Annotated in this window: 15 protein-coding genes; 7 read left to right on the top strand and 8 right to left on the bottom strand. The window is 70.6% G+C overall.

What is annotated here, in order from left to right; translation table 11 throughout:
* Nucleotides 1-11: 11 nt before the first annotated feature.
* Both ACLII4_RS15950 and ACLII4_RS15955 read right to left on the bottom strand, forming a co-directional pair.
* Complete coding sequence (locus ACLII4_RS15950) at nucleotides 12-1154, bottom strand: alanine racemase (RefSeq protein ID WP_412068382.1); 1143 nt, start codon at nucleotides 1152-1154, stop codon at nucleotides 12-14.
* Between the two features lie 61 nt (nucleotides 1155-1215).
* Complete coding sequence (locus ACLII4_RS15955) at nucleotides 1216-1650, bottom strand: DUF4870 domain-containing protein (RefSeq protein ID WP_412068383.1); 435 nt, start codon at nucleotides 1648-1650, stop codon at nucleotides 1216-1218.
* Nucleotides 1651-2026: 376 nt separating this feature from the next.
* Here ACLII4_RS15955 and nagB point away from each other — a divergent pair, with 376 nt between their 5' ends.
* From nagB to ACLII4_RS15990, 7 genes are all read left to right on the top strand, one after another.
* The gene (gene nagB / locus ACLII4_RS15960) at nucleotides 2027-4036 is read left to right on the top strand and encodes a glucosamine-6-phosphate deaminase (RefSeq protein ID WP_412068384.1); all 2010 of its coding nucleotides are present in this window, start codon (nucleotides 2027-2029) and stop codon (nucleotides 4034-4036) included.
* A gap of 77 nt (nucleotides 4037-4113) precedes the next feature.
* The gene (locus ACLII4_RS15965) at nucleotides 4114-7299 is read left to right on the top strand and encodes a TonB-dependent receptor (protein ID WP_412068385.1); all 3186 of its coding nucleotides are present in this window, start codon (nucleotides 4114-4116) and stop codon (nucleotides 7297-7299) included.
* 58 nt (nucleotides 7300-7357) lie between these two features.
* Entirely contained in the window at nucleotides 7358-9529 is a 2172-nt protein-coding gene (locus tag ACLII4_RS15970) for a hypothetical protein (protein ID WP_412068386.1), read from the top strand.
* Between the two features lie 40 nt (nucleotides 9530-9569).
* Nucleotides 9570-10604 carry a PorV/PorQ family protein gene (locus ACLII4_RS15975; RefSeq protein WP_412068387.1) on the top strand — a complete coding sequence of 345 codons (1035 nt, stop codon included), beginning with the start codon at nucleotides 9570-9572 and terminating at the stop codon, nucleotides 10602-10604.
* A 71-nt stretch (nucleotides 10605-10675) separates the two neighbouring features.
* Nucleotides 10676-11845: an IPT/TIG domain-containing protein gene (locus ACLII4_RS15980; protein WP_412068388.1), complete on the top strand. Its 1170-nt coding sequence runs from the start codon at nucleotides 10676-10678 to the stop codon at nucleotides 11843-11845.
* Nucleotides 11846-11946: 101 nt separating this feature from the next.
* Nucleotides 11947-13365 carry a T9SS type A sorting domain-containing protein gene (locus ACLII4_RS15985; RefSeq protein ID WP_412068389.1) on the top strand — a complete coding sequence of 473 codons (1419 nt, stop codon included), beginning with the start codon at nucleotides 11947-11949 and terminating at the stop codon, nucleotides 13363-13365.
* Nucleotides 13366-13460: 95 nt separating this feature from the next.
* The gene (locus ACLII4_RS15990; protein WP_412068390.1) at nucleotides 13461-15251 is read left to right on the top strand and encodes a glycoside hydrolase family 10 protein; all 1791 of its coding nucleotides are present in this window, start codon (nucleotides 13461-13463) and stop codon (nucleotides 15249-15251) included.
* 84 nt (nucleotides 15252-15335) lie between these two features.
* Here ACLII4_RS15990 and ACLII4_RS15995 read toward each other — a convergent pair whose 3' ends face one another.
* From ACLII4_RS15995 to ACLII4_RS16020, 6 genes are all read right to left on the bottom strand, one after another.
* Entirely contained in the window at nucleotides 15336-17873 is a 2538-nt protein-coding gene (locus ACLII4_RS15995; protein WP_412068391.1) for an Ig-like domain-containing protein, read from the bottom strand.
* A gap of 4 nt (nucleotides 17874-17877) precedes the next feature.
* Nucleotides 17878-18813 carry a hypothetical protein gene (locus tag ACLII4_RS16000; RefSeq protein WP_412068392.1) on the bottom strand — a complete coding sequence of 312 codons (936 nt, stop codon included), beginning with the start codon at nucleotides 18811-18813 and terminating at the stop codon, nucleotides 17878-17880.
* Between the two features lie 69 nt (nucleotides 18814-18882).
* Nucleotides 18883-20682, bottom strand: coding sequence for an ABC transporter ATP-binding protein (locus ACLII4_RS16005; protein WP_412068393.1), 1800 nt, complete (start codon nucleotides 20680-20682; stop codon nucleotides 18883-18885).
* A 163-nt stretch (nucleotides 20683-20845) separates the two neighbouring features.
* The gene (locus tag ACLII4_RS16010; protein WP_412068394.1) at nucleotides 20846-21613 is read right to left on the bottom strand and encodes a response regulator; all 768 of its coding nucleotides are present in this window, start codon (nucleotides 21611-21613) and stop codon (nucleotides 20846-20848) included.
* A gap of 86 nt (nucleotides 21614-21699) precedes the next feature.
* Nucleotides 21700-23067: an acyclic terpene utilization AtuA family protein gene (locus ACLII4_RS16015; RefSeq protein WP_412068395.1), complete on the bottom strand. Its 1368-nt coding sequence runs from the start codon at nucleotides 23065-23067 to the stop codon at nucleotides 21700-21702.
* A gap of 108 nt (nucleotides 23068-23175) precedes the next feature.
* Nucleotides 23176-25326, bottom strand: coding sequence for a PAS domain-containing protein (locus tag ACLII4_RS16020; protein WP_412068396.1), 2151 nt, complete (start codon nucleotides 25324-25326; stop codon nucleotides 23176-23178).
* Between the last annotated feature and the right edge of the window lie 81 nt (nucleotides 25327-25407).

Consider the following 25407-nt stretch of genomic DNA (forward strand, 5'->3'; position numbering starts at 1 on the left):
TGAGACGACCGCTACCGCGCCACCACGTCGAGCGTCTCGACCACCTCGTCGCCGTCGACGAGGTAGAGCTGCCGCCGCGTGGCGACGGCGACGCAAGCGTGGTTCGGGACCACGAACACGGGGTCCGCCACGTCCCAGATCGCACCGCCCGGGGTGTCGACCCAGCCGTGCTCCTCGCTCAGCGCCGAGACGACGGCGTGCGGGTGCGCGATCATGGTGCGGGGGCTGTAGAGGACCTCGCCGAACGTGTCCATGCCGGGTGCGAGGTCCGAGGTGAGCGCCTTCTTGCCGGCGTCGGTGATGACCCTCTCTGTCCCGTCGTCGAACCGCTTTTTCGAGACGACCGTCGAGACGCAGACCAGCGCGCAGTCCAGCAGGCTCGCGGCACCGAGGGCGACTTGCATCCGGTCCATCAGCGCATACGTGCCGGGCCGGATCTCGGTGACCCGCAAGCCGCCCTCCGGAGCGTTCGTGAACACCGTCGCCCCGGGCGTCGAGCCGACGGAGACCTCGGCCGTCGCCGCGTCGAGCAGGCCGGCGTCGACGAGCGCTTGGGCGGCCGTCAGCGTCCGGTCGCGCTCGGTGTCCATCGCCAAGCGGCGCGCGTCGTCGCCATCTGCCGCGTAGGCGTCGCCGCCGTGCGACAAGACGCCGACCAGCCTCAGGCCATCGGCGGCAGCCGCCCGCCCGGCAATGTCGATCGCCAGCGGTAGGTCGTCGTAGGCGACGCCGCAGCGCCCGTAGCCGCCGTCGACTTCCAACAGAACCTCCGCGCTGGCGCCAGCGGCCGAGAACGCGGCGGACGCGAGCGCGACGCCGCGCGCCGAGTCGACGGTGAACGAGATGCGGGTGCCCGTGCTCGCAAGCGCCGCCAGCCGGTCGAGCTTGGTCGGGCCCACGACGGGGGACGCCAGCCGGATGTCCTGGAAGCCCGTCTCGGCGAAGGCTTCGGCCTCGTCGACGGTCGCGACGGTCAGGCCGCGCGCGCCCCGGTCCACCTGCATCGTGGCGATAGCCGGGCTCTTGTGCGTCTTGACGTGGGGCCGAAGCGCGACGCTCTGGGCGTCGGCGCGGGCCGCCATCGCGTCGAGGTTGGCGTGGAGCCGAGCGCGGTCGACAAGGAGCGCGGGGGTTGGGAGGTCGGAAACGAGCACGCGGTCGGAGGAGAGGGGCGTCCCTCCCTACCCCGACCGCGCGGCGTCTGATCCGAGCCGGCTAGCCCTGCATGGGCCGCCAAATCCGGGGGTGCCGGTACCACTCCCCCTCGTTGGCGCGGATGGCGCCGTAGGCCGTACCCACGAACCACCACCCGATCACGGCGATTAGCATCGGAATGCCGATCACGATCATGGAGAGGAAGCCCGAGACGATCGCGGCGAGGCCGATCGTGAACTGGAAGTTGAGCGCCTCGCGCGCCTGGTCCTCGACGAACGCGGACTCGTCGCGCTTGAGCCAGTAGATCAGCCCTGGGCCGAGCAGACTGCCGAAGGGAACGATGAGTCCGAAATATGCCGCCAGGTGGGCCATCAGCGCGAGCGAGCGCTCCTCGGGGTCGGGGTCGTACGGGACGACGTCCGCGCTGAGCTCGTCGAAGCGGTCGTCGTCGAAGTCGGAGTCGTAGGGGCCGGTGTGGGGGACGGAGCTTGGCATGGCCTCAATGGGGGGTGTCGACGCGCTGTACGGCCCCTACAGCCAGGGGTTGCGGAGTCGTCTGCGGACCCACACTCGGCACCCCGCGGCCTACGGGATCCAAACAGGCCCGGCTCCATGCCACTCGATTCAGTACGGAAAGCAACCGATGACGACAAACCTAACGCCTATCAGGCCTACCGCAGCTTTCTGGCCCCACGCCACTTCAATCACGCCGGCTTCAAAAATAACTGCCGCCGGCCGGCCGCCTGCGTGTAGACTGTGGGCTCCATTCTTCCAGAGCCTGCCTGCCGCGCAACGCCTCTCGGGATGGGGCCGTCCAGGTCCGTCCGGGCGGCAGTCCAGAGGCATCAGGCCACACGTAGGCCCCCCGCCCATGTCCTCCTTCGTCGGCACGATGTCCCGTGCCCGGTCCGCTTCGGACTCCCCTTTTGGCCGTCAGCCCTGGACCGCCCACAGCGCCGAGCGCGTGCCGGTCCTGATCTTTGACGACTCCACCGGGCTTGCCCGGCAAGCCGCCCGCCAGATCGGCACCCTCATCGAGGCCAAACGAGCCGCCGGCGACACCGCCGTGCTCGGCCTGCCCACCGGCTCCACCCCCATCGGGGTCTACCAGGAGCTCATCCGGATGCACCGGGAAGAAGGGCTCGATTTTTCGAACGTCATCACGTTCAACATCGACGAGTACTACCCGATGGCGCCGGATAGCATCCAGAGCTATCACCGGTTCATGGAAGAGAACTTCTTCCAGCACGTCAACGTGCCGCGGGAGAACATCCACATCCCCCGCGGCGACCTCCCGGCGGACGAGGTCGAGGCCCACGCCGCCGAGTACGAGCGGCGGATCCAAAAGATGGGCGGGATCGACCTGCTCCTCCTCGGGATCGGCCGGAGCGGCCACATCGGGTTCAACGAGCCCGGCTCGACGCCCGACGACCGGAGCCGGCTCATCGTCCTCGACGAGATCACCCGAAAGGACGCCGCCTCCGACTTCTTCGAGGAGAAGTACGTCCCCCGCGAGGCCATCACGATGGGTGTCGGGACCATCCTCGACGCCCGAGAGATCATCCTGATCGCGACCGGCGAGCACAAGGCGCCCATCGTGCGCCAAGCCGTCGAGGAGGAGCCGAGCTCGCAGGTCTCGGCGACCTACCTCCAGCTCCACAACAACGCAACGTTCTACGTGGACCGCGCGGCGGCCGGCGAGCTCACACGAGAGAAGACGCCGTGGCTCGTCCGCCGCGTGGACTGGACGCCCGAGGCCGCCAAGCGCGCCGTGATCTGGCTCTCGAAGGAGACCGGCAAGGCCATCCTGCGCCTCGACGCGAGCGACTTCCACACGCACCAGCTCCACGACCTCATCCACGTCTCGGGCGGCGTCGACGACCTCTGCCAGCGGGTTTTTGAGGACCTGCGCCAGCGGGTCGTCTCGCACGACCGGCTCCCCAAGAAGGAGAAGGTCATCGTGTTTAGCCCGCACCCGGACGACGACGTGATCTCGATGGGCGGGATGCTCCACGCGCTCGTCCGCAACGGCAACGATGTGACCGTGGCCTACATGACCAACGGCTCGGTCGCCGTGTTTGATCAGGACGTCCGGCGGCACCTCCGCTTCGTCGAGATGACGCACGACGTGCTGCTCCCGGGCTCCGAGGACGGCTTGCGCGACAAGATTGAGGCGATCCGCCGGGACCTCGACAAGAAGAAGCCGGCGACCGTCGACACCGACGACGTCCAGAAGCTGAAGGCCTACATCCGCTACACCGAGGCCATCGCGGCCATCGAGGTGATGGGGCTCGGCGCCGAGCACGCCCGCTTCCTCGACATGCCGTTCTACAAGACGGGCCGCGTCAAGAAGGACCCCATCGGGCCGGCCGACGTCAAGATCGTGCGCGACCTCCTCGAGGAGACCGGCGCGACGCACCTGTTCGTGGCCGGGGACCTCTCGGACCCCCACGGCACGCACCGGATGTGCTACACCGCCATCGACCAGGCGGTCCGCCAGTACGGCGACAGCCTCACTGCGGAGGCCCCGGCCAGTGGCGACGGCGCCCCCCCGAAAAAGGGCCGGCGACGCAAGTCCGACCCGCCCGTCGACCCCCGCCCGCTCGTCTGGCTCTACCGCGGGGCCTGGCAGGAGTGGGAGATCGACCGTGCGGACGTGTTCCTGCCGCTCTCGAAGGAGGCCCTCGATCTCAAGATCGAGGCCATCTACAAGCACGAGTCACAAAAGGACCGGGCCCTGTTCCCCGGCGCCTACGACGACCGAGAGTTTTGGGAGCGTGCCCGCGACCGCAACACCGAGACGGCCCACGCGCTAGACGCGCTCGGGCTGCCCGAGTGTTACGCGGTCGAGGCCTACGTTACCGTCCACGAGATGCCCTAGCGCTGGCCCGGGGCCACCCGGGCCTCCGCCTCCCGCAAGCGCTTCCACCTTTCCCACTGCTCCAAGCCGGCCAACCGATGAACGTTGCCACTGCGCTCCGCCTCCTGCTCGCCCTCGCCCTCGTCGCCGTCCTCGGCGCCCCGCTCGCGAGCGCGCAGACCGCCGGCAAACTCTCCGGCCGCATCGTCGACGAGGCAGGCGCCCCGCTCGTGGGCGCCTCCGTGTTCATCGTCGAGACGTCGCGCGGCGCGACGGCCGACCTCGACGGCTACTACACGATCCTGAGCGTGCCCGCCGGGACGTACACCGTCCGGATCTCCTCGATCGGGTTCTCTACCCAGCTCACGGAAAACGTCAACGTCGACATCGACCAGACGACGACGCTCAACGCGACGCTCCAGTCCGAGACGACGGGGATCGAAGAGATCATTGTCCGGGCCGAACGTCCGCCGGTCGAGGTCGACGTGTCGAACTCGCGGAGCAACATCGGCTCGGCCGAGATCGCGGCGCTGCCCGTCGCCTCGATCGAGAACGTGGTCCAGCTCCAGGCCGGCGTCCAGGACGGGTTCGAGGTCCGGGGGTCGGGCGCCGACCAGATCTCGTTCCAGGTCAACGGGCTCACCTTGCGCGACGAGCGCAACAACGCGCCGTTCACCAACATCAGCCTGGCCTCCGTCGAGGAGGTCCAGGTGCAGACGGGCGGGTTCAACGCCGAGTACGGCAACGTCCGGTCGGCCGTCGTCAACGTGGTCACCAAGGAGGGCGACCCGCAGCGCTACGAGGCCGACGTCCGGTCGCGCTTCAGCCCGCCGGCCCAGAAGAACTTCGGCGGGCTCGCGAGCGACCTCGACGCGTATTGGATCCGCCCGTTCACCGACCCCACGGTCGCCTTCACCGGCACCGAGAACGGGGCATGGGACCCCGCCACGCGCGCGCAGTACCCCAGCTTCGAGGGCTGGAACTCCGTCTCGGCCGGGCTCCTGTCCGACAACGACCCGAGCAACGACCTCACGCCGCAGGCGCTCCACGACGCGTTCCTGTTCCAGCACCGCAAGTCGTTCGAGATCACGACCCCGGACTACGAGGTCGACCTCGGCATCGGCGGGCCGGTCCCCGGCGCCCAGCGGCTCGGCAACCTGCGGTTCTACGGGTCCTTCCGCCGCGAGGAGAACGCCCTCCTCATCCCGCTCCACACCCGGACGTACGGCGAGCAGACGGGCCACCTCAAGCTGACGAGCGACGTCGGCCCGGCCATGAAGCTCAGCGTCGAAGGCCGCTACGGCAGCCAGGAGGGGACGGGCTCGTCGCGCTCCGGCGGTGTCTCGACGGGGACCGGGAGCATCTTCCGCTCCTCCGAGGGGATCGCCAGCAACCTCACGAACGTCAGCTTTATCGACAGCCGGACGTTCTCGGGCGACTACTGGGGGCCGTCGCAGACGACGTATGACCAGCTCGGCGCCCAGTTCTCGCACGCGCTCTCGGCCACGTCGGTGTATCAGCTCCGGTTCAACCGGTTCGAATCGCGGTACGACACGAACCCGGGCCCGCGGCGCGACTCGACGACCGTCGCCACGATCGGCGGCGTCGGGTTCGACGAGGCCCCGTTCGGGTGGCAGCCGTTCCCCTCCGAGGGCGTCGACGGGATGCGGATGGGCGTCGGCATGTCGAACGCCCGGGACTCGTCGCGCGTGACGGTCTACAACGTCCAGGGCGACTACACGGCCCAGCTCACGCGGTTCGCGGAGATCAAGGCGGGGCTGGAGTACAACTTGACGCGGAGCCGGGTCAACTACGCCCGGATCGACTCCTTCCTGACGAGCTCGAACGTCCGGACGGTGTGGGACGAGACGCCCGTCCGTGCGGCGGCCTACGGCCAGACCAAGCTCGAACTCGACGGGATGATCGCCAACCTCGGCTTGCGGCTCGATTACTTCACGGCCGGTGGCAACTGGTACGACTACAACCTCTTCGACCCCGTCCTCGCCGGCGTCCAGCTCGGGCCGGACGGGACGCCGACGGCGGCGCTCGACTCCCTCCTCGAGACCTCGCCCGCCCGGCGCCTGGTCTCGCTGAGCCCCCGGCTCGGCGTCTCGTTCCCGGTCTCCCAGCTCAGCAAGCTGTACTTCAACTACGGCCACTTCCGGTCCGTGCCGGACTCCGACCGGCTCTACGTCGTCCGCGCGTTCTCGGTCGGGGGCCAGATCACGTCGATCGCCGACCCGAACAACCCGCTCCCGCGCACGATCGCCTACGAGCTGGGCTACGAGCAGTCGTTCTTGGGCCAGTTCACCGCGCGCGTCGCCGGGTACTACAAGGACGTCTCGCTTGAGCCCCGCCTGGTGACGTACGTCAGCCGCGACGGCCGCGTCAGCTACGACCGGTCGGAGGCCAACAGCTACGCGGACATCCGGGGCTTCGAGGTGACCTTGCAGAAGGCGCGTGGCCAGTTCCTGCGCGGATTCGTCAACTACACCTACGACGTCCGGCAGTCGGGGTACTTCGGGTTCCGGGACATCTTCCAGAACTCGACCACGCAGCGGGAGCAGGAGGAGAGCGACGCGCTCCGCCGCGTCGCCTCGTCGCGGCCCGTCCCCCGCCCGTTCGCGCGGCTCAACCTCGACCTGTTCACGCCCGAGGACTTCGGCCCGAGCGTCGCCGGCGTCAGCTTGCTCGGCGGCTGGCGGACCTCGTTCCTCGGGCAGTGGCGCGACGGCGGCGCCTTTACGTGGGGCGACAACGGCGTCGCCGCCCCGGGCGTCGTCAACAACGTCGAGATCCGGGACCGCTGGTCGCTCGACCTCCGGTTCCAGCGGCAGTTCAGCCTCGCCGGCCGCGAGGTCTCGTTCTTCGCCGACATCTACAACGCGCTCAACCGCCGTGAGATGGCCCTCTTCTACGGGTCGGTCGACGGCAACGACCGGAACGCGTACCTCGCCAGCCTGCACTTCCCGGCCAGCCCGGACTACTCGAACATCCCGGGCTCCGACGTCGTGGGGGCGTACCGGCCGGACGACGTGGCCTACCAGCCGATGAGCTCTATCCAGACGCGGGGCGAGCTCGGCACGCCGGACACCGGCACCATCTACTACGAGCGCGATACCGAGAGCTACCTCGTCTTCCGCGATGGGGCCTGGTCCCCGGCCGACGCCGGCCGCGTCGCCGAGGTCCTCGACTCGAAGGCCTACATCGACATGCCGAACCAGGGGTACCTCAATTTCCTGAACCCCCGCGACATCTACTTCGGCGTCCGCATCAGCCTCTAAGCGCCCCTCCCCTCGCCGTCGCCCCCTGGCCGGGGCCCCGCCGGCCGCCCTCCGACCCATGACTCTCGACTCGCCCGTGCGCCTGCCCGCCCGCCTCGCCCTCGCCCTCGCCCTTTTTGCCCTGACCCTCGCGGCCAGCCCCCTGGCGTCGGCTCAATTCCAGACCAAGTGGGTCGCGGGCGGCTCCTTCCACAACTGGTACTCCTCGGCCGGGAGCGAGATTGAGGAGGGCCTGGTCCGCCAGCAGCAGTACGGCTGGCGCTGGCCCGCCGTCTACGACTTCCAGGACATGCAGGCGGCTAAAGGCCTGTGGATCGGGGCCCAGAACGTGACCGACGAGTTCGGCGTGTCGTACCCCGTCCGCGTGGTCCACGTTGGCCCCCGTGCCTCGGGCGTCGGTGAGATGTTCCCCGTCGAGTTCGAGCTCGTCAGCAAGTACCCGCTGACCGTCGTCACCGTCGACGGGGACCAGTCGTTCCCGTCGGCCGCCATGGTGGTCGACCGGGTCGACCCGGACCAGGCCGCAGACTTCATGCTCATCAGCCGGGTCAACTCCCTGCTCGGGATCACGATGGAGCGGCGCGTGATGCAGTTCAGCCAGGAGTACCACGACAACTACCACGTGATCGAGTACGTCCTCACGAACACGGGCAACACCGACGCCGACGCCGACATCGAGCTCCCGAACCAGACGCTGGAGGGGGTCGTGGCGTACCTCCAGTACCGGCTGGCGATCTCCGCCGAGACCCGGTACCTCATCGGCAACCCGACCGGCTGGGGCAAGAACACGATGAACGACGCGCGCGGCGACGGCCTCCTGCCCGACCCCGCCGGCGAGCAATTCCGCGCCCAGTTCTCGTGGCACGGGCTGTTCCCCGGCCGCGCCGTCGCCTACGAAAACCTGGGCGGCTCGATCCAGGCGGTCACCACCAACATCTCGCCGGCCGACACGCTCGGTCGGTTCGGGGCGAGCGCCTTCGCTGGCGTTGTCACGTTGCACGCCGACGTCTCGGCCACAGACGACGCCGACGACCCAGGCCAGCCGGCGACCACCAACTGGGTCGGGTCCGACGACCCGTACCAGTCTTCGAACGACCCGTTCAGCATCGGCCGGATGACGACCGAGTACGGCGTGATGGCGCAAGGCCACAAGTCGCCCCGTCACGCGCTCGCCGTCGAGCCCTCGGGCCTGCCGGGCTTCCTCAACCCCACGCGCGACCCCTCGGCAGCCGAGGGGCAGGCCAACTCCGGGGGGTACTCCTTCGGGAACGGGTTCGGCCCGTACACGCTCGGGCCGGGCGAGAGCGTCCGGTTCGTGATTGCCGAGGGCAGCGCCGGGCTCAGCCGCGAGGCGAACGCCGTCCTGGGCGCCCAGTTCAAGGCCTCGGGCAACAGCACGGGCGCCGGGCTCACCTTCGCGGGCGAGACCAAGACCAAGAACGAGTGGGTGTTCACCAGCCGCGACTCGCTGTTCCAGACGTTCCGCCGGGCCATCGCCAACTACGACGCGGGCTTCGCCCTGCCCGCCCCCCCCGCCCCGCCCCGGACGTTCGACGTGGCCTCGGGCGGCGACCGCATCGTGCTCACCTGGGAGCCCAGCGTCGACGGGCCGCAGCCCGACCGGTGGGAGATCTACCGGGCCTCGTCCAAGCGGGACAGCGCCTACACCCTGATCCACACGGCCGGGGCCGGAGAGACCACCTACGCCGACACGTCGCCGGTCCGCGGTGTCAACTACTTCTACTACCTCCAAGGCGTCCGCGACGGGGCCGCCAACGACGGCACGGCCCTGACGCCGGCCGGCCGGGCCCTCCGGAGCTCGCGGTACGCGACCCAGACGTATGACGGGACACGGCTGAAGCGGCGGCAGGGCGAAGCGATGGAGGACGTCCGCGTCGTCCCGAACCCCTACTACATCGGCGCGAGCCGGAGCGGCGCGGCGCCTCTCCGGTTCCCCGACCAGAACGACAAGCTGGCCTTCTTCAACATCCCGGGCGTCTGCCGGATCGACATCTACACCCAGATCGGGGAGCTCGTCGATTCCATCGAGCACACCGACGGGAGCGGCGACGAGTTCTGGGACCACACGACGTCGTCGCGCCAGGTGGTCGCCAGCGGGCTCTACATCGCCGTGATCACCGTGACCGAGGACGTGCTCGACCTCGCGACTGGCGAGGTCCTCTTCCAGGCCGGTGAGCAGGCCTTCCGCAAGTTCGTCGTCATCCGATAGCGCCGCCCCCGTGCTGCCTGCCCGCCCCGCCCCCGCCCCCATGCCGACGTCCGCGCTCCCCCGCTTCGCGCTCCTCGCCCTGCTCGCCCTCCTCGTCGCCCCGGTCGCCCGAGGCCAGCAGGTCGAGGAGCGCGACAAGCTGGCCCAGTCGGGGATGAAGTTCCTCAGCGTCAGCGCCGACCCCCGGGCTGCCGGGCTCGGCGGCGCCGCGACGGCGCTCTCGACCGGGGCCGAGGCCCTGTTCTACAACCCGGCCGGCCTCTCGCGCTCCAACGCGTCGACCGGCGTCTTCCTCGGCCAGACCAACTTTATCGCCGACATCACCTACAACCACGGCGCCGTCTCCTTCCGGCCGGCCGGGGGCCGCTTCGGCGTCCTGGGCGTCTCGCTGATGGCGGTCGACTACGGGGAGCTCCAAGAGACCGTGTTCGACGGCTCGACGGAGGCCGGCTACCGCGACCTCGGGACCTTCTCGCCGACGGCCTTCGCGGTCGGCCTGGGATATGCTCGGACCGTCACCGACCGGTTCTCCGTCGGCGGCCAGGTCAAGATGGTCACCGAGGACTTCGGGGCCGTCCCGGTCTCGGCGACCGACGAGGGGGGGCTCACGCGGGAGGACGTCTCCGAGACGGTGCTGGCCTACGACTTCGGTGTCATGTACGACACGCCGTTCCAGGGCCTCGCCTTCGCGGTCAGCGCCCGAAACTTCTCGCAGCAGGCGGCCTTCGGCGAGGGCGAGGGGTTCCAGCTCCCGCTCACGCTCCAGATCGGAGCCGCCTTCGACACGCGGGCGCTGACTGGGTTCGACCCCTCGGTCCATCGCCTCGTGTTCGCCGTCGACGCCGAGGACCCGTACGACGCCACCAGCCAGATCGAGGCGGGCGGTGAGTACACGTTCGCCAACACCTTCTCCCTCCGCGGCGGGTACGTGTTCCCGTCCGACCTCCAGAGCTTCAGCTTGGGCGCCGGCATCCGGCAGCGGCTCGGCGGCGTCGGCTTCGGGGCGGACTACTCGTACAGCGCCTACGACGTGTTCGACCCCGTCCACCGGATCGCCGTGAGGTTCGACCTATGACCCCCGCCCGCCTCCCGCGACCGCCGCGCCGGTGCGCCCCCCGTCCCCTCCCCCGGCCCCAACCCCCGTTCATGCTCCGCCTCGCCCGCCTCGGGATCGCCCTCGCCTTGGTCGCCACGCTCGCCGCCTGCGACTTCGGCGACGGCGCCAGCCTCTACGACCCGGACGCCCCCCGCAACCCCGCGCCCGTCATCTCGAGCGTCAGCCCCGATGGCGTCGTCCTCGCCGGGGTCGACGTGGTCGTCCTCGAGGGCCAGAACTTCTCGCCGACGGCGGCCGAGAACACCGTCGTGTTCGACGACGCGCTCGGCGCGTCGGCGGCGGGCACCGTGCTCGCGGCCACGGCCACGCGGCTCGAGGTCCGGGTACCCAACCTGCCCAACGCGGCGCTCCGTGTCCGCGTCGCGGTGCGCGGCGCCCAGGCCTACAGCAACGCTGTCCCGCTCCCGCTCACCCCGGCGTTCGTTTCGTTCGGGGAGATCGGGCGGACCGAGGCCGTCTACGGCATCGCGGCCGGCGCCGACGGCACGCTCTACGCGTCGCTCGAGAACGAGGGCCGCGCCGTCGGCGTGACCCGGTTCAGCCCGAGCGGCGAGCGGTCGGAGTACTTCGCGTCCACGTTCCCGTGGGCGGGGCTCGCCCGTGTCGGCGACGAGCTCGCCGGGGTCCGTCGCATCCGCGCGGTGTTCCGGCTGCCCGAGGGCGGGAGCCAGCAGGTGATCGCGGCGCTCCAGCCGTCGACGCTCTCGCTCGTCGCCATCGCCGCCGGCCCCGACGGGTCGCTGTACGTCGGCGGCAATGCCCCCACCCTCTACGGCGTCGCGCCCGACGGGTCGACGACCGAGATGCCGTTCCCGACGGCTATCCGCGCCCTCACCGTCGCGGACGGCACCCTGTACGCGGTCGGGACCAGCGCCAGCGGCGACAACCGCGTTTACGCCCTGACGGTGGCCGCCGACGGCTCGCTCGGGGCGCCCACCCCGGTGGCCACCCTGCCCGTAGCGGGGAACGCGATCGCCGTCGCCGCCGACGGGACGCTGTACGTCGGGCTCGACCGCGTCATTGACCCGGTCGTGCAGATCTCGCCGACGGGCGCGCTCGCGCCGCTCTACCCGGGCGTGTTGACGGGCCCCGCGACCGGGCTGGCCTATGGCGCCGGGAGCCAGCTCTACATGGTCCGCGGGGTGACAGGTACGCCGGACATCCTCCGAATCGAGACCCGGCGCGAGGGCGCGCGCTAACTCCGGATCCTTCCACTTGCTTCACGGTTCCTGCACGGAGCCACCACTCGCGGCCGCCTGGCCACGAGGTTCTTTAACCCCCACCAACCCCTCCCTTTCCCATGCGGAAACTGCTACTCCTGGCCTTTGTGGCCGTCTTCCCACTGACGGCTTCGGCCCAGTGGACCTTCGACACCATCTTCCCCCCGGACACCCTCGCCACGAACGGCAACGGCTTTCAGGGCGTCGCCGTCGACGACGACGGGACGGTGTTCCTCCAGGCCTTCAACACGGCCGCCGACTCCATCACCATCGGTGGGACCCTCCGAGGCGTGACCGGGCTCCAGATCTTCAACGCGGACGGGAGTGAAGTCGCGGCGTCCCCGCTCGTCTTCATCGACTACGCCGACGGAGTCACCCCGCGCGACACGCTCGGCTTCTTCTCGTTCATCGACGGGACGGGCGCCGTGGCGACCGACACCCGGACGGGACGCGGCCTCCGCTACTGCGCGGCCGAGAACGCCGTCTACATCTCGCAGTACGACACGATCTTTAAGATCGACGCGGACAGCTACCAAGGCCTCGCGAAGACCACGCCGTTCCCCGGCGCTTCGCTCGGCGCCGTCGGGGTCGATGCCAACTGCAACGTCACCGCGCAGACGGTCGTCGCGGGCGGTCGCCAGATCACCCAGTACGACCCGGCTCTCCAGGCTGTGACCGGCACGGTCGGCACCGCGAGCAACTTCACACGGACGATCCTGACCTCGCCCGACGGCAACACCGTCTTCGAGACGGCCTTCGAGAACCCGTACACCGTCGTCTACCAGCGGCCGGACGAGTTCAGCGCGTACGACTCCCTCGGGATCACGCTCGCAGGCATGCGCGTGGAGGCCACGGCGGTCAACCCGGCGACGGGCCGCTTCTGGTTCAGCTCGGGGAACCCGCTCAACGGCATCAACAACTTCAACGACGTCGATCCGGCGACGGGTGACACCGTTCGGACGTACTACTCGACGCAGTCGTTCTACGCCTTCGAGTTCAGCGACCTGTTCAACGCGGACGGCACCCCCGTCCTCAACCCGACCCCGGTCGATAGCCTCAAGTATCAGGATGCCGGCTCCGCCCCCGGCGGTGGGGATGGTGCGGGCGTCGGTCGCCCGCGTGGCATCTCGTTCACGGCCGATGGCAACACCGCCTACGTCGTGCTCTACAACCGCGCGGGGGCCGCTCAGCGGTTCGTGCGTGGGGCCGTGGCCACCGAGGGTGGCACCGGCACATTCGCGAGTGCGCTCGACCAGAACCGTCCGAACCCGTTCTCGGGCGCGACACGGATCGGCTTCGACCTCGACAAGTCGGCTCAGGTAACGCTCCGCGTCTTTGACGCGACGGGCCGCCTCGTCGCGACGGTCGCGGACGGGCCGTACGCCGCGGGGTCCCACTCGGTGGAGTTCTCCTCCACCGGGCTCGCAGCCGGCGTGTACGTCTACACCCTCAACGTCGAGGGCGAGGTGTCCACCCGCCGGATGATGGTAGTTCGCTAGTCTGACCCGGGTGCCTTGAGGCATCCGACTGGCCGAGGGGGCGCTGGACTGCGGTCCGGCGCCCCCTCTTTCTTTTTATCCCCCCCCCCACTGCCATGCGCCTCGCCCTTCTCAGCCTCCTGCTCGCCCTCGTGTACCCGGTCGCCACGTCCGCACAAGCGCCCCCCAAGCACGAGTTCCGCGGCGCCTGGGTCGCCACCGTCCTCGGGCTTGACTGGCCGACGTGCCGCTCGTGCTCCCCGGACGCCCAGCGCGCTCAACTCGTCGAGATCCTCGACAGTCTCCAAGCCATCAACGTCAACGCCGTCCTCTTCCAGGTCCGCGTCGAGGCCGACGCGTTCTATGCGTCCCCGTTCGAGCCGTGGTCGTACTGGATCACCGGCGAGCAAGGCCGCGATCCGGGATACGACCCGCTGGCGGTCGCCATCGACGAGGCGCACGCCCGGGGCATGGAGCTCCACGCTTGGTTCAACCCGTACCGTGCCGAGCGCGGCTCGGGGTACCCGGTGGATCCGACCCACGTCACCGTCGCACACCCCGAGTGGATCCTCGACTTCGGGTCGATCAAGATCCTCGACCCCGGGCTCCCGGAGGTCCGCGACTACGTCACGTCCGTCGTCACCGACGTGGCCCGGCGCTACGACATCGACGGCGTCCACTTCGACGACTACTTCTACCCGTACCCCCCCAACACGATCACGAACGAGGACGACGCCTCGTTCGCCGCGCACGGCGGCGCCTTCGACCGGGCCAACTGGCGGCGGTTCAACGTCTTCCGGTTCGTCCGGCAGGTCCGCGACAGCCTGGCCGTCGTGCGGCCTGAGGCGGCCTTCGGCATCAGCCCCTTCGGCATCTGGAAGAGCGGCGTACCGGCGGGAACGTCGGGGCTGGACGCCTTCAATACGGTCTACGCCGACGCCGTCGGCTGGCTCGACAACGACCTCATCGACTACCTGACGCCCCAGCTTTACTGGCCGTTCGGTGGGAACCAGGACTACGGGAAGCTTGCGCCGTGGTGGGCGTCGGTCCGCAACGACCGCCACCTCTACCCCGGCCACGGGCTCTACCGTGCCGACCCCAACACGTTCTCGGGCTCGCTCTACGCCTCGACGGAGGTCCCCCGGCAGGTCCGCTTTAACCGGGCCACGGAGGGCATCCAGGGCAGCGTGTTCTTCCGCGCTCTCAACCTCACGTTCTACCCGACCAAGGGGTTCGCCGACTCGCTCCGCACAGACCTCTACCGGTCGCCCGCCCTCCCCCCCCCGATGGCCTGGAAGAGCCAGGACGTCCCGGGCACGCCGTCGGCCCTCGTCGCGGAGGAGCGCCCCGGCACCACAACCGTCGACCTCACGTGGGACGCCGCCTCCGGCGGTGACGCCGAGGCCCGGTTCTATGCCGTGTACCGCGTGCCCTCCGCCGAGACTGGCGATCTCGGCGCGGCGATGGAACGGTCCGAGAACTTGGTCGCCGTCACAGGTGCGACGACAGCCACCGACGTACCCCCGGCCAACGACGTCTACACTTACGTGGTGACGAGCGTGAGCCCGAACTCGATCGAGAGCGCGCCGAGCAACGCCGTCACCGTGCAGAGCGGCGTCGCCACCGAGCGGGAGGCCCCACCGGCGCTGGCGCTCGCCGTGCCGCGGCCCAACCCGGCCCGCAGCCACGCCGAGGTGGGCTTCTCGCTCCGCGAACCTGCCCGCGTCACGCTCCGCGTGGTCGACGTGCTCGGCCGCGAGGTCGCTCGCCTGCTCGACGACGCCCCCCGCGCCTCGGGCAGCCACACGGCAACGTGGCAGACGGCAGGGGCCAGCAGTGGGACGTACCTCCTCGTGCTCGAGGTGGACGGCCTGCGGGCCTCCCGCCCAGTGGTCGTGACGCGCTAGCGGCAGGTCCTCTCGCCCGTCCCAAATAAAGACGGCCGCTCGGAATGCACTCCGGGCGGCCGTCTTTGTGTACCGAAAACGGGGCTAGCGGGCCATTACCATCCGGACGGTGGCCTGCTCAGCGCCTGCCTCGACGCGAGCGACATAGACGCCGGCCGCGACGGACGCTGCATCCCAAGTCAGGACGTGCGCCCCACCCGCGAACGCCTCGCGGTCGGCGAGGACGGCCACCTGCTGGCCGAGGGCGTTGAACACGCGGACCGTCACGTCGGCGGGGCTGGCGAGGCGGAACGCGATCTCGGTCCGTGTGCGGAACGGGTTCGGACGCGCGGGAAGCACCTCCAACGGCGCGTCACCTGCGAACCCGCCCTCCGTGGCGACGTTGCCGGGCCGCGTGAGCTCGAGATCGTCGACGTAGAGCTCACCGAAGACGGGCGAGGTGCCGTCGTAGCCGAGTTGGATGGAGTCGAACCGGAGGGTCCCCTCAAGGACGCCGTTGCCGATCCACTCGCCGGTCTCGCCGGTCGTCATGTCCCACTCGATCGGCTGCCAGCCGTACCAGTCGACGACGACCCACGGGCTGACCTCAGTCCCTGAGGCGTCGTCCACAGCGAACCGGAACAGCGTGCCATTGCCATCGCCAAAGACGCGTGCGCGAAGGGTGGCGGTAGCGTCGAAGGTGACGGCGCGCGGCGGGCCGCCGTTGAGGTACTCGCGGATGAGCCACGACGACGCGGCGGCGTCCCAGCCGTAGTCGATCCGCATCGAGGTGGTGCCCCCCAAGAGGTGGGCGCGCGCGCTGGCCGCGGCGTTCGTGGAGTCCGGCACGATGCCGGCCGTCGATCCGCTCTGCGCCGGGACCCACCAGTTGTCCACGATGCTCGACCCCTCGAACGCCTCGACGACGGTGACGAGCGGCGCCGCCGAGCCCGTCCGGAACGTGAAGGCGTAGCGGGCTGCCGAGGCGTTGAGGTACGCGTCTTCGACGCCGGGCTCGATGGCAAAGCGGTAGAGCGTGGCCGGCGCGAGCGAGGCGTCGGGCACGAAACTGACCGTGCTCCGGGGCATGGGGTCGTCCCCGACGACGCCCGCCAGCGCGTGCTCGAACCGGCCGGCGACGACCGTGCCTGTCGTGGCGTTCTCCAGCGTCACCCGGCCGTCGAGCGTCGCGGCCACGACGGGCTCGTCGAACGCGACCGTGACGACGGGCCGGAGCTCCACGTCGGTGGCATTCGGGCGGGGGGAGCTTTGCGAGAGGCGGGGCGCGTCGGTGTCGGGGAAGCTCGACGTGAACGTCACGACGAGGGCGTCGCCGCCGGTTCCGTCGCCGTCGCCGTCGAGGAGCGAGCCGTTGGCCGTGGCCGCGGTGCCCGCGAGCGTGGCGACGTATTCGGTCCGCGCCACGAGCGGCGCGTCAGGCGTAAACACCAGCCGGGTGCCTCCGGCTTCGTAGCTCACCGTGCCCGAGACCGCCGAACCATCCGAGCTCCGCGTGAGCGAGAACGCGGGCGTCGCCGTCGCCGGGTCAAGCGGGCGGCTGAACGTGAACCGGAGCGGGTCGGTCACCGGGAAGTTGGGCTCGCCCTCGGCCGGGTCCGCGTCGGTGAGCACCGGCGGGACGTTGGACACGATCTGAACGTCGGCGAACGAGAACTCGGTGTCGAGCATCGTCACCTGAGCTGTCGCCGTTTCGTAGCCCTCGGCCTCGACGGTCACAGTGTGCGTGCCCGCCCCTAGGTCCTCGAGGTAGTAGAACCCGTTCGCAAGCTGGTCGGGGTCCGACGAGTAGCGGTTGAACAGCGATGCGTAGGTGTCGGTGGTGTACGTCTGCCCGTCGATGGTGACCGTGGCCCCGTTGACCGGCCGGCCGCTCTCGGCGTCCGTGACGATCCCCGTCGCGATGCGGTGCGTCGAGCGTGGGACGCCGTGCCAATCGAGGATGGCCCAATAGAAGGCCTGGGCCTCCATCCGCTTCCACTCCGCGTTCATGTTGAGCTGATTCTGGCGCGGGTTCGTGTGGAATCCGCCCTCACTCAACACCGACGCCATTGCCGACCGTCGGTTGACGGAGAGGTAGGGGAACTGGTTGTCGTGGGTGTCCGGGAAGCCCTGGTAGAACGTCCGGTCGGCGTAGTTGCCGATCGTCGGGAGGCGCATGGCCGCGGAGAGGGCCTCCTCGTACTCGTCGCCCATCCGGCCGCCGCCTTCGGGCGTCTTCTCGACGGTCTGGCCGTTGAGCCGCCAGCCGCCGTAGAGCATCAGCACGTTGTTGGCGGTCGCCGACCCAGCGTTGCTGTGGATCGAGTGGTAGAAGTCGGCACCGAGGGCGTTGGCCATGTCCGTCCGCTGCGAGAGCCCGACCACCTCGGCGTCGGTGGTGCGCGACATGTAGACCGTGTCGATGTCGGTCCGGCTGAGCAGCATCTCGCGGAGCGCGAGGCCCACGCGGAGCACCTTCTGGGGCTCGGAGTAGCCGTAGATGCCGACGTTTTCGGCGGTGCCGCTGTGGCCGGGGTCGATAAACAGGTCCCAGTCGGAGAGGCCCGTCACCTGAGCCTGGGGGGCACGGGCGCCGAGCACCAGCACGAGGGCGAGGAGCCCGAGAGTCAAAAACTTGGACATCGGGTTACTCGGCGAGGGGGAGGAGGTACAGGGCGCCATCGGTGGCGTCGTCAAAGGCGATCGCGCGGCCGTCGGGCGACCACGACGGGTTCATCTCGAGGCGGTCGGGCGACTGGGTCAGCGCGACGCGGGCCGAGCCGTCCGCACGGGCGGCGACGAGGTCGGCAGCGGTGTAGGCGTGGCCGTCGTCCTCGGTCACCATAAAGGCCACCCAGCGGCCGTCGGGCGACCATGTCGGACGCGAGCCGCGCCCAAGGTCGATGCGGTTGGACCCGTCGGCGTCCACCACGAACAGGTTGCCGGCGAGGACCTCGAAGGCCACTCGGCGGCCGTCCGGCGAGGGCGTCACGTTGAGGAGCGTCGCGTCGGCGAAGCTGGCGAGGGCGCGGAGGCCACCCGTGTCGGCGACGGCGAGGCCGCCCGTGGGCCGCGCCAGCAGCACCGGCTCAGCGGCCACCGTCCGCGCTTGGGCGTCGACCGCCAGCATCTCGACGGTGCCGTCGCTCAGGAGGGCTACGTGGTGCGGGCCGGCCCAGCGGGGCAGCGCCGGCATCTGTGCCCGCTCGTCGGTGAGGGCCTCGACCGTGCCGTCGAGGCGGACGAGGGCGGCGGTGTGGAACCGACGCAGGCCCTCGGTGCGAGCCACCCGGGCGACGAGCGCCTGCCCGTCGGGGGCCCACTCGAAGCCGAAGCCGGCGGCCGGGGCGTCGGTCAGCGCACGGGCGTCGGAGCCGTCGGCCTCGACGATCCACACGCCGCGGTACTGGTCGCGGGTGAAGGCGAGGCGGGTGCCGTCGGGGGCCCACACGGGGTGGAGCGCCGGGGCGCCGTCGGCGAGAAGCCGGACAGGCGGGCCGGACGCCCGGAGGGTTTGAGCGGGGGCTGGGACGGCCGCCATGAGGGCGAGCAGTCCGGCGAGGCCGCGGAGGGGGAAACGCACGGGGACGAGAGGGATGATGGGGCCTCAAGCTAGGCCCGTTTGGGAGGCCCACCGTGCCCATCCGCCGCCTTATGCCCCTGCGAGCTCGGCTTCGAGCTGCTGCTTGCGGTACAGCGTCGCGTAGGCGCCACCGGCGGCCACCAGCTCGTCGTGCGTGCCGCGCTCCGAGACGTGGCCGTCGTCGAGGACGAGGATCTGGTCGGCGTCCTGCACGGCCGAGATCCGGTGGCTGACGACGATGACGGTCCGCTGGCCAAACTGGGCGCGCAAGTTCTCCAGGATCGTCGCCTCGGTCCGCGTGTCGACGGCGCTGAGAGCGTCGTCGAAAATCAGGACCGGCGCGCGGCGGATGAGCGCGCGGGCGATGGCCGTCCGCTGCTTCTGTCCGCCCGAGAGCGTGATCCCGCGCTCGCCGACGCGCGTCTCGAACCCGCGCGGGAAGCCCTCGACGTTCGCCAGCAGGTCCGCCTCGCGCGCCGCCGAGTGGATCGCGTCCGCCTCGGAGTCCGGCACCCCAAAGGCGATGTTGTTGCCGATGGTGTCGGAAAAGAGGAAGACCTCCTGGGGCACGTAGCCGACGGCGCTCCGCAACGACACGAGCGGGATCTCGCGCACGTCGCGGCCGTCGACGCGGACGGCGCCCGAGGTCGGGTCCATCAGCCGGGGGATGAGCTCGACGAGCGTCGACTTGCCCGAACCGGTCCGGCCGACGATGCCCAGCGAGGTGCCCGCGGGCGCGTCGAACGAGACGCCGTCGAGCACGGCCGGGCCGTCCTCGGTGTAGCGGTAGCGCACGTCGTCGAACGTGACGCGGCCCTCGATCGGCGTGCCCTCGGTGACGCCCGGCGCGTCGGAGACGACCGGCTCCGTGTCGAGGATCGTCGCGATCCGGTCCATCGACGCGGACGCCTGCTGGATCATCGAGACGACGTAGCCGAACGAGGCGACGGGCCACGTCAGGTTGGCGACGTAGATGATGAACTCGGCGATGTTGCCCAGCGACAGCGCACCCTCGATGACGAGCCGCCCGCCGACGCCGACCACGAGCACGGTGCTCAGCCCGATCAAAATCAGCAGAACGGGCCGGAACGCGGCGTCGACGAGCGCGAGGTCGAGCGCGCGGCGCTGGTAGTCGTCGCTGGCGTCGTCGATGCGGCGCCCCCAGGCCTCCTCCTGCGCGTACGCCTTGACGACGCGGATCCCGGAGAGCGCCTCCTGCACGCGGCTCGTGAGCGCGCTGTACGCCGACTGCTGGCGGTCGGTGCGGACGTGGACGAGCCGGCTGACGAAGAACACCGACACCGCGAGCACGGGCATCGGCAGGACGGCCCAGAACGTCAGCGTGGGCGAGATCGCGAGCATGAACGTCAGCGCCATCACGATCGCCGCGATGGCGCGCGACAAGTACATCAGCGCCGGGCCGACGTAGCGGCGCACCTTCTCGATGTCGCTGGTCGCTCGCGTCATCACGTCGCCCGTCGCGAAGCGGTGGTAGAACGAGCCCGAGAGCCGCTGGAGGTGTGCATAGAGGCGACCCCGGAGGTCGGCCTCAATCCGCCGGCTGGCGACGACCACGAGCCGACGCATCAGGAACATGAACAGTCCCGACACGACTGCCAGCCCCAGAATCATCACCCCGAGCAACACGAGGGACGCCCGGAAGTCCGCGAAGAGGGCCTCGCCAGCGGCCGTGCCCGCCGCGTAGCCCTGGACGGCCACCATGCGCGGGATCGCGTCGATGGCCTCGCGGACGAGCCCGGGGATGAAGAGCGTGAACAGCGCCGAGGCGAGCGCACACAACAGGCCCGGACCGAGCGTCCAGCGGTAGCGCCAGAGGTCGGCGTCGAGACGGCGGAGGGGGGAAGCCATGCGGTGCGGGGTCAGCGCCGACGGTGGCGCGCGTCCGGTACGCGGGCTCGCGAGTGCGGGTCCCCCGGGGATCCTCGGTACGGGTGCGCCCTGCGGTCGGCCCACCCGGGCGTCCTCAGGGGGGCCCCAGCGCTGGCCGTCGTCCTCTTGCCTCCCGCTCGCGCTAGGCGCCCACGGTCGCCAGCAGGCCGACCGCGTGGTGCGTCTCGTCGAGGGCGTGGTCGAGCGGGGCGGCCAGCACGGCCGAGTCGCCGGAGCGGATGCCCCGTTCGACCACGTCCCAAGAGTTGGCGAGGGCATCGAGTCCGACGTTGGCGGCGCTGCCCTTGAGAGCGTGGGCCGCCGTCGCGACGGACGCGGGGTCGCCCGAGTCGCGCGCCTGTGCCGCACGCTCTGCGCCCGTGCGGGCCGTGGTCACGAACGACTGCGCGAGGTCCACCACAAACGCCTCGTCGTCCTCGCCCAGCAAGGCGTGCACGTGGGCGCGGACGCTGGCGACCAGCTCGGCAGCGGCGTCGGGCGCAGGCGCGGCGGGCCGGGAGATGAGGACCGGAGCGTCGGAGACGGCCTCCGGCGGCGTGATAGCGTCCTGCAGCATCGCGATCGATAGCGGCTTGTTGTAGAACCCGTCGAAGCCCGCGGCCATCATCGCCTCGCGCGTGCCGGCCGTCGCGTGCGCCGTGACGGCCACGATGCGGGGGCTCTCCGGCCCCAGGCGCGAGCGGATCGCGCGCATCGCCTCGACCCCGTCCATGACGGGCATCTGGATGTCCATCAGGATCACGTCGTAGCGCGCGTCGGTGGCCATGCGCACACCGGCGAGCCCGTCGGAAGCTGCGTCGGCCTCGACGCCCACGTGACGGAGCATCGAGAGGGCGATCAGCTGGTTGGTCGGGTCGTCCTCGACCAGGAGAACGGCGGGGGCAGACATGGGGATAGGTTTGGGTCGTGCTAGGTATCGGCGAGAGCGGCGGGGTCTCAACCCTCGGGGGAGGAATCCGGAGCCGCTCGCGCGAGCTACACCTCCAGCACGCGAACCTCCGTTTGCACCCGGTCCTTGGGGATCAGCGCGGGCCAGTACGCGATGACTTCGCTGGGCCGGGGACGGCCGCCCGCAAAGCCCGTGACGGCGCTCGGGCCGGTCAGGATCAGCGGGGCGATCTCGCGGCCGAACTGCTCGACGGCCGACTTGTCCTGGCCGCGCACGGAGACGCGGAGTTGGACCTCGTCGAGGTCGGCCTCGCCGATCGGGTCCGACTCGGTCGACTCGCTGAGCGCGTTGAGGCCGATGATCTCCGAGCGGTACTCGTCGAACTCGAGGCCGAGCGCGTCGAGCCGGTCCTTCAGAATCTGGGCGGCGGCGCGGGCCTTGGCGGCGGCCTCGGGCCAGGCGTACACCAACGTCGAGGTGGCCTTCCAGCCGTCGGCGTAGGCGGCGGAGACCTTCAAGAACTCGGTGTCCTCAGTCCCCTTGATGCCGCTCACCCGCACGCGGTCGTCGCCCTGGTCCGCGAGTTGGATGCTGGTAAAGTCGGCGACGACGTCGGGCGTGATGTAATCGGCCGGGTCGCCGATCTCGTACAGGAGCTGCTCGGCGACCGTGCCGCGCGAGACGAGCCCGCCCGTGCCGTCGTGCTTGGTGACCACGAACGAGCCGTCGGCGGAGACCTCAGCGATGGGGAACCCGATGCCCGACATGTTGGGCACGTCGCGCCAGTCGGTAAAGTTGCCGCCCGACGACTGCGCCCCGCACTCCAGAATGTGGCCCGCAACCGTCCCAGCGGCCATCTTGTCCCAGTCGGCCCAGTCCCAGCCGAAGCGGTGGACGAGCGGGGCCAGCGTCAAGCCGGTGTCGGTCGTGCGGCCGGTGACGACGACGTCCGCGCCGAGCGCCAGCGCCTCGGCGATGGGCTGGGCGCCGAGGTAGGCGTTGGCGCTCACGATGTGGTCGAGGACCTCCGCGAGCGGCTGGCCGGTCTCCATATGCTTGAGCGGCACGCCGTCGGCGATCAAGTCCGCGAGCCGGCCGAGCAGGTCGTCGCCGGTGACGACGGCCACCTTGAGGCCGGTCACGCCCCGAGCCTTCGCGCCCTCGACGATGGCCTCGGCGCACGCGACGGGGTTCACGCCGCCCGCATTCGAGATCACCTTGAACCGCTTTTCGACGATGTCGGGCGCCAGCTCGGTGACCACCTCCACAAAGTCGCGGGCGTAGCCCTTCGTTGCGTCGCGCAGCTTCTGCTTCTGCAGGATCGACATGGTGACCTCGGCGAGGTAGTCCATGACGAGCACGTCGATGGGGCCCAAGCGGGCCTGGTCGATGGGCGCGCGCTGGAGGTCGCCCCAGAAGCCCTGGCCGGAAGCGATGCGGATCGTGTCAGACATGCGTGGTGCGGAGGTGGGGGCGCCGGGACGTTCCGGAACCGCTTTCGGAAGCTACTCGCGGCCGGAGCCCGCCCCGTCGAGACCGGGTGCAGACTCGGCCGACGCTCGCTAGCGCGGGTCGGTGGGGAACGAGACCACGACCTCGGTCCCACCCTCTGGCCGGGGGCCGATCCTCAGGGTCCCGTCGACGCGGTCGGCGCGGTAGCGCATGGTGTGGAGGCCGAGCCCGCTGACGACGGCGCCCCCTTGCGAGATGCCGGTGCCGTCGTCGCGGACGGTGAGCGTGGCTGTGCCCTCGCTGGCGTGGAGGGCGATCTCGATGGTGTCGGGGCGGCCGTGGCGGGCGGCATTGGCGACGGCCTCCTGGGCGATCCTCAACAGGTGGCCCGCCGCCTCGACCGTGCGCGCGCCGACGGGCTCGGGCGCCCGGAAGGAACAGGGGATGCCATACGCTTGGCCCACATCGCTCGCCAGCCGGCCGAGCGCGACCGTCAGCCCGTTTCGGTCGGCGACGACGGGGAGCAGCCCCCGCGCCGTCGCCCGGGCCTCGTTGAGCGCCCGCTCTACGAGTGCCCGCCCCTCGCGAGCTTCCTGAGCCCGGTCGCCGAGGCCCTGGGCGTCGAGCCCGTTCGCCAGCGCCTCGATGCGCAGCGCGGCGCCGGTGAGCACCTGCCCGAGCCCGTCGTGGAGGTCGCGGGCCATCCGCTCGCGCTCGTGGGCCGACACGTCGAGCACCTCGCGCTCGAGCCAGCGCCGCTCCGTCACGTCGCGCTGGGTGCCGACGAAGTTGACGACGCGGCCGTCCGGCCCGTGCACCGGCGCGATCTCCCACTCGAGGTGGAAGGGCGTCCCGTCCTTGCGGTAGTTGATGGTCTCGGCCCGGACCATCTCGCCCGCTTCGAGCCCAGCGCGGACGCGGTCCAGCACGGCCCGCTCGGTGCGGGGGCCCTGGTAGATCCGAGGCGTCTTCCCGACGATGTCGTCGGCCTCGTACCCGAAGATGTGGAGGTGGGCGGCGTTCGCGTACAGGATGTGCGGACCGTCGACAAGGTCGGCGTCGGTCACGACGATGGCCTCGGCGGCGCTCGCGACGGCCGCCGAGAGCAGCGTGCGCTCGCGCTCCGTGCGGCGGGCGACGGTCACGTCTTGGCCGACGTAGGCGAACAGGCCTGCCGAGGCAGGCACGGGGCTGACGGTAAACTGAATGGCGCTCGCGTCGGGGTCCGTCGAGCCCCACGGGTGGGCCGTCTCGAACGTGGCCGGGCCGTCCGCCGCCTGGCGGACGGCGGCCGCCCACCGCTCGCGCTCCTGCGCAGGCACGTCGAGAGCGGCGATCTCGGCCCCGACGATCTCGGCCACCGGGTGGCCCAGAAGCGTCGCGGCGGCCTGGTTGACCGCGCGGTGAAGGAGGTGTCCGTCTCGCTGCTCCAGCACTCCCATCGGCAGCGGCATCCCCTCGAAAAACGACCCCACCATCTCGGCGCGCTCGGCCGACACCTGCTCCGCCAGCACGCGCTCGGTGACGTCGTTCTGGACGCCCACGAAGTGGACCAAGTCGCCCGAAGCGTCGTGGATGGGCGAGACGTACAGCTCGTTGTAAAACAGCTCGCCGGACTTGCGGTAGTTCCGGAGCACGACGCGCGTCGGCTCGCCCGCCGCGAGCGCGCGGCGGAGCTCAACGAGCCCGGGCTGGTCGTCGTCGCGCGTGCCGTCGGCGCGAGTCTGGAGGAAGCGGCAGTTGCGGCCGACGACCTCCTCGCGGGCGTACCCGGTCGCCTCCAGGAAATACTCGTTCGCCATCACGATCGGGGCGTCCGGTGCACGCGCGTCGGTCACCACGAGCAGGTTGTTAGCGGCGTCGAAGGCCAGCCGCAACAGGTCCGTCCGGTCGCTGGCCTCGTCGGTGGGGACGGGGCGGGCCAGGACGACGGCACCGCCCCCCCGTTCACTCAGCGACGCGTCAGAGGGGTCGATGGCGTGCAGAGCGACGCTCAGCCAGGGGCCGCCGACGGCGGGGCGGACGTCCCACGCGCCGACCGCCAACCCACCGGCGGCGTCACGGATCGCGCCGCGATCGTCGGGCGCGAGCAGCTCGTCGAACCGGACGCCGGGCAGGGCGTCGCCGAACAAGCCAGCCGCACGGGCGTCGGCGAAGACCACCACGCCCTCGGCGTCGAGCGCGAGGACGGCGTCGGGGAGAGCGCGGGCGAGGAGCCCGAACCCGCCGCTGTCGGGGGGGGCGTCGGTGAGAATCGGCATGGCGCACGGAGGGTCTCCAAGATACCGGGCGGGCCCTTGCCGGACGGTGGCGGGTGCGGGAGGGCCCCACTCGCTTCGCAC

The sequence above is a fragment of the Rubrivirga aquatilis genome (assembly GCF_046845665.1).
Taxonomy (GTDB): domain Bacteria; phylum Bacteroidota; class Rhodothermia; order Rhodothermales; family Rubricoccaceae; genus Rubrivirga.